Raw genomic sequence first — 13,771 nt, 5'->3', positions numbered from 1 at the left:
AGCGGGCGCGGGCCTGCGCAGCGCTCGGCGGCGGGTCCTTCCCGGTCGAGCACCGCGGGCACGCCCCGCGCGAAGAGCCCGACCCCTCGGACGACGACGGGCTCGACGCCCTCCGGTGCGGGTCCCGGGCCGCGGCCGACCGCGACCGCGGCGACCGGCCTCCCCGTCAAGGGGGGGACCACCCGTTCGACCCGCACGCCGCGTCCCCGACCGCGTCCGGCCAGGACCTCGTCGAACGAGCGCGCGTGGCTCGGCCAGTGGGACAGCGCCGTGACGAGCTACTACCTGCTCGTCGGAGCGACCACGCTGCTCGCGATCATCGGCCTGGTCATGGTGCTCTCGAGCTCGGCGATCACGGAGATCGCGGCGGGCAAGTCGCCCTACGGCGCCTTCCTGACCCAGGCGCAGTTCGCGCTCATCGGTCTGCCCGTGCTGCTCGTCGCGAGCAGGCTCCCCACGAGCGTCTACCGGCATGGTGCATGGCCGCTGCTCATCTTCTCGCTGTGCCTCCAGCTCCTGATCTTCAGCCCGCTCGGTCACGAGGTCAACGGCAACCTGAACTGGATCAACTTCGGGTCGTTCTTCGTGCAGCCCTCCGAGCCGGCCAAGCTCGCCCTCGCGGTCTGGCTGGGCGTCGTGCTCGGTCGCAAGCAGCACCTGCTGGGCTCCTGGAAGCACGCGATCATCCCCGCGGTCCCCGGCGCGCTCCTGGTCATGGGGCTGGTCCTCGCGGGGCACGACCTGGGCACCATGCTCGTGATCCTGATCCTCGTGGCGGGCGCGTTCTTCGTCGCGGGCGTCGACTGGAAGCTCCTCGCCCTGGCAGGGGCCGGAGCGGCGACCGTGGTCGTGGTCGGGTTCGTCGCGATGCAGCAGAACGCGAACCGCATGAACCGGCTCCTCGCGACGTACACGAACGTGTGCGACACCGCGGACGCCAACGCCGGCTCGAGCGTCTGCTACCAGACGGTCCACGGCCTCTGGGCGCTCGGGACGGGCGGGTTCGGCGGGGTCGGTCTCGGGGCGAGCCGCGAGAAGTGGAGCTACCTGCCCGAGGCCCACAACGACTTCATCTTCTCGGTCATCGGCGAGGAGCTCGGTCTGCTCGGCACGCTCCTGGTCCTCGCGCTGTTCGCGGTGCTCGGGCTGGCCATGAGCCGTGTGATCCGCCGTCACCCCGACCCGTTCGTGAAGATCACGACCGCCGGCATCGCGTGCTGGATCGTGGGTCAGGCGTTCATCAACATCGGTGTGGTCATCGGCGTGATCCCGGTCATCGGGGTGCCGCTGCCGCTCGTCTCCTCGGGCGGGTCCGCACTGATCACGACCATGGCGGCCCTCGGCGTCGTGATCTCGTTCGCGCGCAACGAGCCCGGTGCCAAGGAGGCGTTCGCCGCGCGGGGCAGCGTCGTGCGCAAGTCGCTCGCCGTCGTCGGGCAGGCAGGGCGTCGCGCGCTGCCGGGGCGTCGGCGCGCCCAGTCCCGATGACTCGGCCCTGCCGTGCGCCCGTGGGCGCGCGGCGCCCCCAGAACTTCTCGGCCCCCGGGTCCTCCGGGGACGACAGCAACAGCAAGGACAGGTGACGAGGTACGTGGTGAGTTCTTCTCTCGGTTCGGTGGTGCTCGCGGGCGGCGGGACGGCGGGGCACGTGAACCCGCTGCTCGCGGTGGCGGACGAGCTGCGCGAGCGCAACCCCGGGGCGGTCGTCACGGTGCTCGGGACGGAGAGCGGCCTCGAGGCCGACCTGGTCCCGGCGCGCGGGTACCCCTTGCGCTTCGTGCCCAAGGTGCCGCTGCCGCGGCGCCCGAGCGGTGAGTGGGTCGCCCTGCCGGGCAAGCTCAAGTCGGCCGTGGAGGCGGCCGGGGCCGTGATCGACGAGACGCGGGCAGAGGTCGTCGTGGGCTTCGGCGGGTACGTCTCGACGCCCGCCTACCTCGCGGCGCACCGCCGCGGGGTACCGATCGTGATCCACGAGCAGAACGCCCGGCCGGGGCTGGCCAACCGTGCGGGCGCACGGTGGGCGAAGTACGTCGCCGTCACGTTCGACGGCACGCCGCTCAAGGGCGGGATCGTCACGGGTCTGCCGCTGCGCTGGGAGATCGCGGACCTGATCCGCGACCGTTCGGTCGACGCGGCGACGGTCCGGACCAACGCCGCGGCCGCGCTCGGGCTCGACCCGGCGCGCCCGACGGTCGTCGTCACGGGTGGTTCGCTGGGCGCGCAGAGCGTCAACGAGGCGGTCGCCGGGGCGGCCCGCGCGGTCCTCGCGACGGGCGCGCAGGTCCTGCACCTGACGGGCAAGGGCAAGGCCGACGCGGTGCGCGAGGTCGTGGGCGGTCTGCCCGGGTACGACGTGCGTGAGTACCTGTCGGCGATGCACCTGGCGTACGCGGTCGCCGACCTGGTCGTGTGCCGTTCGGGCGCCGGGACGGTCAGCGAGCTCGCGGCCCTGGGTATCCCGGCCGTGTACGTGCCGCTGCCGATCGGCAACGGTGAGCAGCGCCTGAACGCCGCACCGCTCGTGCGGGCGGGCGGCGGGATCCTGGTCGACGACGACGAGTTCACCTCGGCCTGGGTGGCCACGAACCTTCCAGGTCTGGTGGGCGACGCCGAGCGTCTGCGGACCATGGCGGCGCTCGCGTCGCGCGCGGGCATGCAGGACGCGACGTCGCGCGTCGCGGACCTCGTCGAGAAGGCTGCGGGGGTGTCCCGATGACGGACGACGGCGCGACGGTGCTGTCGGCGCCCCCTGCGCTCTCGGAGCTCGGGACGGTCCACCTGATCGGCATCGGCGGCGCGGGGATGTCGGTCGTGGCCCGTCTGCTCGCGGCCCGCGGGGTGCGGGTGCAGGGTTCGGACGCCAAGGGCAGCGCCGTGGTGGACGCGCTGCGGGCGGACGGCGTCCTGGTGCACGTCGGGCACGCGGCGGAGAACGTCGAGGGCGCGGACACGCTCGTCCTGTCGAGCGCGGTCCGTCCCGACAACCCGGAGCTGGTCGCGGCGCGGGCCGCTGGCCTGCGCGTGCTGCACCGCTCGGAGGCGCTCGCCGCTCTCATGGCGCAGGGGCGCTCGGTCGCGGTCGCGGGCGCGCACGGCAAGACCACGACGTCGGCCATGATCGCCACGACCCTGCGGTCGGCGGGGCTCGACCCGTCGTTCGCGATCGGCGGCTCGGTCATCACGAGCGACGGCGCGATCCCGGGCGGGCGGCTGGGCTCGGGCGACGTGCTGGTCGCCGAGGCCGACGAGTCGGACGGCTCGTTCCTCAACTACGCGCCGACGATCGCGGTCGTGCTGAACGTCGAGCCCGACCACCTGGACCACTACGGGTCGCGCGAGGCGTTCGAGCAGGCGTTCGTGGACTTCGCGGCACGCATCGTGCCCGGCGGCCACCTGGTCGCGTGCGCCGATGACCCGGGGGCACTCGCGCTCGCGCAGGCGCACCGCGCGGCGGGCGGCAGCGTCGTCACGTACGGGACGTCGCCGGGCAGCGACGTGCTGCTGGCGGACGTCCGGCCCGACGGCGCCGCGGGGGTGGCCGCTCGGCTCACCGTCGCGGTGGAGTCGTCGGGTGCGTCCACCACGACGACCGGGCCGCTCGAGCTGCGCCTGCACGTCCCGGGCGCGCACAACGCCCTGAACGCCGCCGCCGCGGTCGCGACGGCCGTCCTCCTGGGCGTCGCGCCGGAGCGGGCCGTCGCGGGGGTCGGCGAGTTCCTCGGCACGGGCCGCCGGTTCGAGGCGCAGGGCGAGGCCGGCGGGGTGCGGGTCGTCGACGACTACGCCCACCACCCGACCGAGGTCGCCGCGCTCCTGACGGCCGCTCGACCCGTGGCCGCGGGGGGACGCGTCCTGGTCCTGTTCCAGCCGCACCTGTTCTCGCGGACGAGGCTGTTCGCGCAGGAGTTCGCCGACGCGCTGGCCCTCGCGGACGACGTCGTCGTGACGGGTGTCTACGCGGCGCGAGAGGACCTGGACCCGGACACCGGTTCGTGGACGATCGTGGACCGGATGCCCACGGGCACCGCGCGGGGCGTCGAGGACCGTGTCGAGGCCGCGCGTGCCGTCGCGGCTGCCGCGCGGCCCGGCGACCTGGTCCTCACGGTCGGCGCGGGGGACGTGACCGAGCTGGGCGCCGTGATCCTCGACGCCCTCGTGGCAGGTGCCGCGGCCGCGGACGGCGACGGGACGTCCCCGGGGGCCGAGGACTGATGAGGCCGCCCTCCCGGCCGCGTCCTGCGACCCCGCGACCGGCACCTCGGGGCGCGCGGGACGCTCAGGCGCGCCCGGGGACGGAGCGGGTCGCGGCGCCGGACGAGACCCTCACGCAGCCCCTCGAGCTCCAGGGCCAGGAGCTCGTCCCGGTCAGCCCCTCTCGACCGCTGCCCCGGAAGCCCGGTGGCCGTCCCGTGACGGGACAGGTCCCGGTGCCGCCGTCGGGGGGCGCGGGCAGCAGGTCGACCGCGCGGCCGACCGACAGGGTCGTCTCGACCGGCATGGCCGACCGGCTCGCGGAGAAGGCGGCCATGCGCCGCCACCGCGTGCGACGCACGATCCTGATCTGGGTCGCCTCGGTGCTCGCGGTCGCGGCCGTCGCCTGGGTCGTCCTGTTCTCCCCGGTCCTCGGCACGGACCCCGAGAAGATCGAGATCACGGGGGAGGGGACCGTGATCGACGTCGCACAGGTGCAGCAGGTCGTGTCGGGTGTGTCGGGCGTTCCTCTGCCGCGCGTCGACACGATCGGGCTGCGCGAGCAGATCCTGTCCCTGAACGGCGTGCGGGACGTCACGATCCTGCGGGAGTGGCCCGACGGGCTGAGCGTGACCCTCGAGTCGAGGGAGCCCGTGGCCGCGGTGCCGCACGAAGGGTCCTACGTGCTGCTCGACCGCGACGGCGTCCAGGTGCAGACGGTCGAGGCCGTGCCCGAGGGGATCCCCGAGATCGGGGTCAGCCTGGACGACGAGGGGGCCCGGTCGTTGCGGGCCGCGCGCATCGTGCTCAACGCGCTCCCGCCCGAGCTGCGGGCCGAGGTCGCCGAGGTCACGGCGGGGACGCAGGACGCGGTCGAGATGAGGCTGCGCGACGGCGCGGTCGTGGAGTGGGGCAACGGCGAGGACGCGGCCCTCAAGGTCAAGGTGCTGCAGACCCTGAGGTCGTTGCCGGAGAACCAGGGCGTGACGCTCTACGACGTGTCGGCCCCCACGATGCCGATCACCCGATGACCGGGGCCGGGGCGCTGGAGGCGGGCCTCGCCGGGGGCTCGCGGACGTCGGTCGGGGACCCGTGGCCGTCGTGGCACCGGGGTGAGACATGGCCCACGCGGCAGGTTTTCGCCGACACGCGCGGGCGGGTCGTTGATAGGACCAGGACGGGCACCTACCGTCGACACAGCACAACCTGACATAACTATAACCCTCTAGTTGAGGGTGAAGGTTGAGGGCTACAGGATCGAGAGGCATTGACGTGGCAACTCCGCAGAACTACCTAGCAGTGATCAAGGTGGTCGGCATCGGCGGTGGTGGCGTGAACGCCGTCAACCGGATGATCGAGGTCGGTCTCAAGGGCGTCGAGTTCATCGCCATCAACACCGACGCGCAGGCGCTGCTGATGTCCGACGCGGACGTCAAGCTCGACGTCGGGCGCGAGCTCACGCGTGGGCTGGGCGCCGGTGCGGATCCCGAGGTCGGCAAGAAGGCCGCCGAGGACCACGCCGAGGAGATCGAGGACGTCCTGCGCGGCGCCGACATGGTCTTCGTCACGGCCGGTGAGGGTGGCGGGACCGGCACGGGCGGCGCGCCGGTCGTCGCGCGCATCGCGCGGTCGCTGGGAGCCCTGACCGTGGGTGTCGTCACGCGCCCCTTCACGTTCGAGGGCCGGCGCCGCTCGGTCCAGGCGGACCAGGGGATCGAGGCCCTGCGCAACGAGGTCGACACCCTCATCGTCATCCCGAACGACCGGCTCCTGTCGATGTCGGACCGCAGCGTCTCGGCGCTCGACGCGTTCCACTCGGCGGACCAGGTCCTGCTCTCGGGTGTCCAGGGCATCACCGACCTCATCACGACCCCCGGTCTGATCAACCTCGACTTCGCCGACGTCAAGTCGGTCATGCAGGGGGCGGGCAGCGCCCTCATGGGCATCGGCTCGGCACGGGGCGAGGACCGCGCGGTCCAGGCCGCGGAGCTCGCGATCTCCTCGCCGCTGCTCGAGGCCAGCATCGACGGCGCCCACGGCGTCCTCCTCTCGATCCAGGGCGGCTCGGACCTCGGGCTCTTCGAGATCAACGAGGCGGCGCGACTGGTCCACGAGGCCGCGCACACCGAGGCGAACATCATCTTCGGTGCCGTGATCGACGACGCGCTGGGCGACGAGGTCCGCGTGACCGTCATCGCCGCAGGCTTCGACGGCGGCACGCCCCAGGTCCGCAAGGACTCGCGGGCTCCTGGGCAGCTCGCCGGGGCGCCCGCTGCGCAGCCGGCACAGCCCGTCCAGGCCCAGCGCCCCGTCGCGGTGCCGACCACCACGGGCAGCCACACGCTGCCCCGCCCGGTCGTCCCCATCGCCTCGGAGCCCGACGACGTCCCGGTCACCTTCGGCGGCGGGGCGGCTCAGGTCTCGGCCGGCTACCCGGCGGCGATCCCGACGTTCAGCGTCGTCCCCAGCGAGGACAACCAGAACGCGGAGCGGCCCGCGGCCGAGCGGTCGGCACAGGTCGAGGTGCCTCGCCTCTACGACGAGGAGCCCGTCCGTCGCAAGGTCGAGGAGCTCGACGTCCCCGACTTCCTCAAGTAGCGCCGTGCTCGATCCTGCACTCCCCGCACCCCCGGTTCTCGAGGTCGACCTCGGGCCGGGGGTGCGTGCTGCGTTCACGACCCGTGCGGGCGGGACCTCGCCCGCGCCGTGGGACGGTCTCAACCTCGGGCTCGGGGTCCAGGACGACGCCGAGCGTGTCCTCGTCCATCGTCAGGCGGTCGGCCGGTGGCTCGGAGCGCCACTCGTCTTCGGGACCCAGGTCCACGGGGTCGAGGTGCGGGTGCTCTCGGGCCAGGACCGGGCGTCTCGGGGCGCGACGGGCGCGGGGGCCGAGACGTGCGGTGAGTACGACGCGCTCGTCACCGCCGCACGTGGTCTGGGGCTCGGGGTGCTCGTCGCCGACTGCGTCCCGGTGCTCCTCGCGGACGCCGAGGCAGGTGTCGTCGGGGTCGCGCACGCCGGCAGGCAAGGACTGGCCGAAGGGGTCGTCGGCACCGTGCTCGAGGCGCTCGTCGCCCAGGGGGCGCAGACCGAGAAGCTGCGTGCCGTCGTCGGCCCCTCCGCGTGCGGGCGCTGCTACGAGGTGCCCGCGGACCTGCGCGACGAGGTCGCGTCCGGGCGTCCGGCCACCGCGTCCACGACCAGCTGGGGCACTCCTGCGCTCGACCTGCCGGCCGGGGTCGTCGCCGACCTGCACGCCGCCGGGGTCGCCGACGTCGTCCCGACCGGGATCTGCACCCTCGAGGACCACCGGTTCTACTCGCACCGTCTCGCGACGCGCGCCGGTGTCACGACGGGCCGGTTCGCCGGGGTCGTGGCCCTCGTCTGACCCTGCGCACGGTGCCGACGTGCCGTTTCTCACCCTCGAGCCTGTTGACCTTTCCCGGGCGTGTCGCATCCTGCCGGTCTCCGGGGCTGGGCTAGCGTGCAAAGCACGGAACCAGCAGTCGACATGAGGACGGAGAGAGGGCGATGGCCGGAGCGCTTCGCAAGACCATGCTTTACCTGGGCCTCGCTGATGATCGAGGCGAGGACGAGCAGGAAGAGTTCATCGACGAGTACGACGACTTGGGGGCCGACGTGCCGCACGACTACCAGGCTCAGGTGACCCCACTGCACCGCACGGTCGCCCCACGAGAGGTACCCCAGACGAGCATGTCAGCCGCAGAGCTGCGCCGGATCACGACCGTGCACCCGCGCTCCTACAACGACGCCCGCGTCATCGGGGAAGCCTTCCGCGGTGGCACGCCGGTCATCATGAACCTCTCCGACATGGACGACGCCGACGCCAAGCGCCTGGTCGACTTCTCCGCCGGTCTCATCTTCGGTCTGCACGGCGCCATCGAGCGGGTGACCAACAAGGTCTTCCTGCTCTCGCCCGAGCACGTCGAGATCACCGGTGAGGAGCAGACCCCGGAGCCTCCCGTGACCCGGGCCGGCTTCTACAACCAGAGCTGACCGCGGGATCTGGCACAGTTGACCCCGTGACATTCGTCTTCGCTCTGCTGGCATTCGTCCTCGGTCTCTATCTCATCGTGCTGATCGGTCGCGTGGTCTTCGACTGGGTGCAGGTCTTCGCCCGGGACTGGCGTCCGCGCGGCGTGATGCTCGTCCTGGCCGAGGCCATCTACACGCTGACGGACCCGCCGTTGCGTGCACTGCGCAAGGTCATCCCACCGCTGACCCTCGGTCAGGTGCGGCTGGACCTCGCATTCATCGTGCTGTTCCTCGCGGTGTCGTTCCTGGCACAGTTCCTGAGGTACCTCGCTTCCTGAGGGCGCCTCCAAACACGTAGAAAACTGACAACCCGGCGATCTTGACGCCGACGCCCGCGCAGCGGGCGCCGGGCGAGGCCGCCTCCTCTGACAATCTCCGCTACTTTGGACTGTGGCGATCTCGAGATCGCTCGGACTGACGGCGCAAACGCATTGAGGTGAGACGATGGCACTGCTGACAGCAGAGGACATCCTGAACAAGAAGTTCTCCGCGACGAAGTTCCGCGAAGGATACGACGTCGAAGAGGTCGATGACTTCCTGGACGAGGTGGTGAGGACGCTCAACTCCGTGCAGGAGGAGAACGACGACCTCAAGACCAAGCTGGCTGCAGCAGAGCGACGCGTCGCAGAGCTCAGCCGCGCGGACGCCTCGGGTCCGGCCAAGCCTGCCGTGGTGGACGCCCCGGTGGCCCCCGAGCCCGCTCCGGTCGCGCCGATCTCGGCTGCGGTCGCCGGCAAGCTGAACGGCGAGCCCGAGTCCGCGACCGGCATGCTCCAGCTCGCCCAGAAGCTGCACGACGACTACGTGCGCTCGGGCCAGCAGGAGGGTGACCGCCTCATCGCGGAAGCCAAGGAAGAGGGCACCCGGATCGTGCAGGAGGCCGAGGAGACCTCGCACCGCACGCTCTCCCAGCTCGAGCAGGAGCGTTCGCTCCTCGAGCGCAAGATCGACGAGCTGCGGCTCTTCGAGCGTGACTACCGCACGCGGCTCAAGAGCTACCTCCAGAACCTCATGGGGGACCTCGACAACCGAGGCAGTGCACTCCCGCCGCGCAGCGGCTCCGGCGCAGGTCGCTCGAGCGACCTGAGCGCGGGCATCTAGTCCGCCTGCCACCTGGCAGACGATCACACCAGGCGTGCGGACCTCGAGGTCACGCCGCCGGTCGGTCCGTCACGACGCACCACCCGGGTCCTCCGGCGTGGTGCGTTGTGCGTACCGGCGGGCGGCGTCTACTCTCACCGCAACTCGAACCGGAGGGGCGACATGACCAAGCTCAGTACCGCGACGCGCGCGGCAGTACGTCAGCAGTTCCCGCACCTAGCTCGCGACGTCAAGTCCTTCCCCGTGCGTGAGGGCGAAGAGCCGTGGACGCTCAAGGAGGCAGAGGAGCAGGCAGCGACCCTGCTCGAGGAGCGTGACCGTCTCGAACGCGAGCTGGCCGAGGCGGACCAGGAGCTCTCGGAGCTCCTGCGGAACTCGGGGGACGGTGCCGGCGACGACCAGGCGGACTCCGGGTCCAGCGCGCTCGAGCGCGAGCAGGAGCTCACGCTCGTGAACAACACGCGCGACCTGCTCGAGCAGACCAAGCACGCCCTGGACCGGCTCGCGGCCGGGACCTACGCGACGTGCGAGGCGACCGGGCACCCGATCGGCAAGGCTCGCCTGCAGGCTTACCCGCGGGCGAACCTGTCGGTCGAGGCCAAGCAGCGCGAGGAGCGCCGCTGACGGGACTCCGCAGCACGCGAAGGCCGTCGTCCCGAGAGGACGACGGCCTTCGTCGTCCCCGGATCGTGGGGAGCCGGTCGGACATGGCAGACTTGCCGCCGATGCCATCGACTCCCTCTCCCCAGCAGCCCGTGCCCGCCGACCCGTCGCAGGGCGGCGCCGAGCCCGGGTCCGCGGCTCCTTCCACGGTCGTCCCGACACGTGCGGCCGCCACCTCGCGGCGCCTCGTCCTGTGGGTCGGGGTGCTCGCCGCTCTCGTGATCCTGGTCGACCAGGCCACCAAGATCTGGGCCGTCGCGCAGCTCGAGGGCGAGCCGACGATCGAGCTGCTCGGAAGGTGGCTCCACCTCACGTTCATCCGCAACGAGGGCGCGGCGCTCGGGATCGGTTCGGGGTACACCTGGATCCTCACGATCGTCGTCATCGTCGTGGTCGTGTTCATCCTGAGGAGCATGCGCAGGATCGGCTCGCGCGGCTGGGCCGTCGCCCTCGGGCTGCTGCTCGGTGGTGCGCTGGGCAACCTCATCGACCGGATCTTCCGTGCGCCCGGCGTGGCGCAGGGGCACGTGGTCGACTTCATCGGGTACGGCGACCTGTTCATCGGGAACGTCGCCGACATCGCGGTGGTGGGGGCCGCCGTGATGATCGCGATCCTCTCGATCCAGGGCATCGGCATCGACGGACAGCGTCACTCGGCCGAGGGCGAGGCCTCGGAGACGTCCGCGGGGTCCGGAGCACCGGGGGCACCGGCCGTGCCCGAAGAGACGCCCGACGTGAAGCCCGAAGAGAAGGACGAGGTCCCCTCTGCGGCGGCGGGCCAGGCCGAGGCCACGCCGGACGAGACGGACGCGGCCGAGGGGCCGGACGCTCCCACCACGAGGACGGTGTCCTGATGGCACAGGTCCGTGCGCTGCCGGTGCCCGACGGCCTCGCGGGCGAGCGCGTCGACGCGGCCCTGGCCCGTCTGCTCGGCCTGTCCCGCACCCGGGCGGCCGAGATCGCGGCCGACGGCGGGGTCCGGGTCGACGGACGGGAGGTCGGCAAGTCCGACCGCCTCGTCGCCGGGGCCTGGCTCGAGGTCGAGATCCCGGACGAGCCCGACACGTCGAGCGTGCAGGTCGTCGCCGAGCCCGTGCCCGGCATGAAGATCGTGTACGACGACGACGACGTCGTGGTCATCGACAAGCCCGTGGGCGTCGCGGCCCACCCGTCGCCGGGCTGGACAGGGCCCACGGTCGTCGGCGCCCTGATCGCCGCGGGGTACCGGATCTCGACGTCGGGGGCGGCCGAGCGCCAGGGGATCGTGCACCGGCTCGACGTCGGCACCTCGGGGCTCATGGTCGTCGCCAAGAGCGAGCTCGCGTACTCGGTCCTCAAGCGCGCCTTCAAGGAGCGCACGGTCGAGAAGGTCTACCACGCGCTGGTCCAGGGGCACCCCGAGCCCACCACGGGCACCATCGACGCGCCGATCGGGCGCCACCCCTCGGCCGACTACAAGTTCGCGGTCGTGGCCGAGGGCAAGCCCTCGGTGACCCACTACGAGGTCCTCGAGATGCTCCCGGCGGCCTCGCTCGTCGAGGTGCACCTCGAGACGGGCCGGACCCACCAGATCCGCGTCCACTTCTCGGCGCTGCGCCACCCGTGCGTCGGCGACGTGACGTACGGGGCGGACCCGGTGCTGGCCAAGAAGGTCGGGCTCACGCGACAGTGGCTGCACGCGGTCCAGCTCGGGTTCGAGCACCCGTCGACGGGGCAGTGGACCCAGGTCACGAGCGAGTACCCGCAGGACCTGGCGCACGCGCTCGAGGTCGTGCGCGGGGCGTACTCCTGAGCGCCGCGTGCACGTGGCCCGCTGCGGGCCACCAGGACTTCGAGGAGGGCACAGGGTGCTGACGACCGAGCGGGTCACGACGCCCGCCCAGCTCGAGGAGGCGCACACGCTGCGCCTCGAGGTCTTCGTGGGCGAGCAGCAGGTGCCGCTCGCCGAGGAGATCGACGACGCAGACTTCGCCCCCACGACCACGCACGTGCTGGTCCGCGCGGGAGAGCAGCCCGGCGAGGGCCCCGTCGTCGGGACCGGACGGTTGCTCACGGACCCCGCGCACCCCGGCGAGGTGCACATCGGGCGCGTGGCCGTGGCACGCAGCGCCCGGGGGACCGGAGCTGGTGCCGCCGTGATGCGCGCGCTCGAGGAGATCGCGCTCGCCGAGCACGCCGTGGGCGGAGCCGTGCGGATCGAGCTCAGCGCCCAGACCCAGGCCTCGGGGTTCTACGAGCGCCTCGGCTACGAGGTGCACGGGCCCGTCTATCTCGACGCGGGGATCGACCACCGCGACGCCGCGAAGACGCTCCGCTCGCACGACTGAGGCCGTCGCCCGGTCGGGGTGCTCCCTGTCGCACCCGGCCGACGTGCCGGGCCGTCGTCGCGCTCTCGCAGGCCGGTCCGCGCCCCGGCGCGCCGAGAGCGAGGGGCTCGCGGCGTCGTCGGGCAGGCATGAGAGAAGGCACACGCGGCCACCGGCACGCGACACGCCGAGGGGCGTCGGTGGCTCGATCTAGACTCGTCGCATGCCTTCTGCCGCCACCCCTGGAAGCACCCAGAAGTCCGACGACTTCGTCCACCTCCACGTCCACACCGAGTACTCGATGCTGGACGGCGCCGCGCGGCTCGGAGACCTCTTCGAGGAGACCGCGCGCCTCGGGCAGAAGGCCATCGCGACCACGGACCACGGCTACATCTTCGGGGCGTTCGACTTCTGGTCCAAGGCGACCCAGGCCGGCATCAAGCCCATCATCGGTGTCGAGGCGTACGTCACGCCCGGCACCAGCCGGTTCGACCAGACGCGCGTGCGGTTCGGCGAGAAGGGGCAGGAGTCCGACGACGTCTCGGCCCGCGGCGCGTACACGCACCTGACGATGTGGGCCCGCAACAACGAAGGGCTGCACAACCTCTTCCGGGCCAGCTCGCTCGCGTCGCTCGACGGCCAGATGGGCAAGTGGCCGCGCATGGACCGTGACCTGCTCGAGCGCTACGGCAAGGGCATGATCGCGTCCTCGGGCTGCCCGTCGGGCGAGATCCAGACCAAGCTGCGGCTCGGCCAGTGGGACGCGGCCGTGCAGGCCGCCGGCGAGCTCCAGGACGTGTTCGGCAAGGAGAACTTCTACATCGAGCTCATGGACCACGGGCTCGACATCGAACGCCGGGTCATCAAGGACCTGCTGCGGCTCTCGGAAACCATCGGTGCGCCCCTGGTCGCGACCAACGACCTGCACTACGTGAAGAAGGAGGACAGCCACTCCCAGGAGGCGCTGCTGTGCATCAACTCCGGCTCCACGCTCGCGGACCCCGACCGCTTCAAGTTCGACGGCGACGGCTACTACGTGAAGTCCGCCGCCGAGATGCGGCACATCTGGAAAGAGCTCCCCGAGGCCTGCGACAACACGCTGCTCATCGCCGAGCAGTGCGAGGTCAGCTTCGACACGTCCGCCAACTACATGCCCAACTACCCCTGCCCGCCGGGGGAGGACGAGACCTCCTGGTTCATCAAGGAGGTCGAGAAGGGGCTGCACTACCGCTACCCGGACGGCATCTCCGACGCGGTGCGCAAGCAGGCCGAGTACGAGACCCAGGTCATCGTCCAGATGGGCTTCCCGGGGTACTTCCTGGTCGTCGCCGACTTCATCAACTGGGCCAAGGAGCACGGCATCCGGGTCGGTCCGGGCCGTGGTTCCGGTGCCGGTTCGATGTGTGCGCACATGCGTCCGTTGCCCTCGGACTCGACGACCGCGAGCGTACCGG

General features: G+C 71.9%; 14 protein-coding genes. All 14 read left to right on the top strand.

All coding sequences use genetic code 11. The features are described from left to right. Positions 1–270 precede the first annotated feature (270 nt). Positions 271–1,488, top strand: a complete 1,218-nt coding sequence (locus ACFWFR_RS01835; protein ID WP_318244542.1) for a putative peptidoglycan glycosyltransferase FtsW — start codon at positions 271–273, stop codon at positions 1,486–1,488. 106 nt (positions 1,489–1,594) lie between these two features. Continuing rightward, positions 1,595–2,716, top strand: a complete 1,122-nt coding sequence (gene murG / locus ACFWFR_RS01830; protein WP_377616578.1) for an undecaprenyldiphospho-muramoylpentapeptide beta-N-acetylglucosaminyltransferase — start codon at positions 1,595–1,597, stop codon at positions 2,714–2,716. Further along, entirely contained in the window at positions 2,713–4,212 is a 1,500-nt protein-coding gene (gene murC / locus ACFWFR_RS01825; protein ID WP_377620798.1) for a UDP-N-acetylmuramate--L-alanine ligase, read from the top strand. The genes murG and murC overlap by 4 nt, the downstream gene beginning before the upstream one ends. 197 nt (positions 4,213–4,409) lie before the next feature. Beyond that, on the top strand, positions 4,410–5,222 hold the full coding sequence (locus ACFWFR_RS01820) for a cell division protein FtsQ/DivIB (protein WP_377620796.1): 813 nt from the start codon (positions 4,410–4,412) through the stop codon (positions 5,220–5,222). 241 nt (positions 5,223–5,463) lie between these two features. After that, on the top strand, positions 5,464–6,789 hold the full coding sequence (ftsZ, locus tag ACFWFR_RS01815) for a cell division protein FtsZ (protein ID WP_377616575.1): 1,326 nt from the start codon (positions 5,464–5,466) through the stop codon (positions 6,787–6,789). A 4-nt stretch (positions 6,790–6,793) separates the two neighbouring features. Then, positions 6,794–7,579 carry a polyphenol oxidase family protein gene (locus tag ACFWFR_RS01810; RefSeq protein ID WP_377620795.1) on the top strand — a complete coding sequence of 262 codons (786 nt, stop codon included), beginning with the start codon at positions 6,794–6,796 and terminating at the stop codon, positions 7,577–7,579. Positions 7,580–7,722: 143 nt separating this feature from the next. Continuing rightward, positions 7,723–8,208, top strand: a complete 486-nt coding sequence (locus ACFWFR_RS01805) for a cell division protein SepF (protein ID WP_056648854.1) — start codon at positions 7,723–7,725, stop codon at positions 8,206–8,208. 26 nt (positions 8,209–8,234) lie between these two features. Beyond that, a complete protein-coding gene (locus ACFWFR_RS01800) occupies positions 8,235–8,525 on the top strand; it encodes a YggT family protein (RefSeq protein WP_191804025.1) in 291 nt (96 codons plus the stop codon). Positions 8,526–8,691: 166 nt separating this feature from the next. Further along, positions 8,692–9,348: a DivIVA domain-containing protein gene (locus ACFWFR_RS01795; RefSeq protein ID WP_377620793.1), complete on the top strand. Its 657-nt coding sequence runs from the start codon at positions 8,692–8,694 to the stop codon at positions 9,346–9,348. Between the two features lie 162 nt (positions 9,349–9,510). Beyond that, the gene (locus ACFWFR_RS01790; RefSeq protein WP_191804029.1) at positions 9,511–9,972 is read left to right on the top strand and encodes a TraR/DksA C4-type zinc finger protein; all 462 of its coding nucleotides are present in this window, start codon (positions 9,511–9,513) and stop codon (positions 9,970–9,972) included. Between the two features lie 101 nt (positions 9,973–10,073). Further along, positions 10,074–10,865: a signal peptidase II gene (locus tag ACFWFR_RS01785; protein ID WP_377620792.1), complete on the top strand. Its 792-nt coding sequence runs from the start codon at positions 10,074–10,076 to the stop codon at positions 10,863–10,865. Further along, complete coding sequence (locus tag ACFWFR_RS01780) at positions 10,865–11,803, top strand: RluA family pseudouridine synthase (RefSeq protein WP_377620790.1); 939 nt, start codon at positions 10,865–10,867, stop codon at positions 11,801–11,803. The genes ACFWFR_RS01785 and ACFWFR_RS01780 overlap by 1 nt, the downstream gene beginning before the upstream one ends. 55 nt (positions 11,804–11,858) lie before the next feature. Continuing rightward, positions 11,859–12,338, top strand: coding sequence for a GNAT family N-acetyltransferase (locus tag ACFWFR_RS01775; protein WP_318244544.1), 480 nt, complete (start codon positions 11,859–11,861; stop codon positions 12,336–12,338). 202 nt (positions 12,339–12,540) lie between these two features. Then, a partial coding sequence (locus ACFWFR_RS01770; protein ID WP_377620788.1) for a PHP domain-containing protein occupies positions 12,541–13,771 on the top strand: 1,231 nt, incomplete at its 3' end.

Source organism: Oerskovia sp. NPDC060287 (assembly GCF_042726775.1).
In the GTDB taxonomy this organism is placed as follows: domain Bacteria; phylum Actinomycetota; class Actinomycetes; order Actinomycetales; family Cellulomonadaceae; genus Oerskovia; species Oerskovia merdavium.
Note: the sequence above shows the minus strand (reverse complement) of the source record. Positions and strands in the feature narration are given on the sequence as shown.

Excerpts from the sequence above, each read along its gene's own strand:
- ACFWFR_RS01795 (WP_377620793.1), top strand. The coding sequence starts at position 8,692 with ATGGCACTGCTGACAGCAGAGGACATCCTGAACAAGAAGTTCTCCGCG.
- murC (WP_377620798.1), top strand. The coding sequence starts at position 2,713 with ATGACGGACGACGGCGCGACGGTGCTGTCGGCGCCCCCTGCGCTCTCG.
- ACFWFR_RS01790 (WP_191804029.1), top strand. The coding sequence starts at position 9,511 with ATGACCAAGCTCAGTACCGCGACGCGCGCGGCAGTACGTCAGCAGTTC.
- ACFWFR_RS01785 (WP_377620792.1), top strand. The coding sequence starts at position 10,074 with ATGCCATCGACTCCCTCTCCCCAGCAGCCCGTGCCCGCCGACCCGTCG.
- ACFWFR_RS01780 (WP_377620790.1), top strand. The coding sequence starts at position 10,865 with ATGGCACAGGTCCGTGCGCTGCCGGTGCCCGACGGCCTCGCGGGCGAG.
- ACFWFR_RS01805 (WP_056648854.1), top strand. The coding sequence starts at position 7,723 with ATGGCCGGAGCGCTTCGCAAGACCATGCTTTACCTGGGCCTCGCTGAT.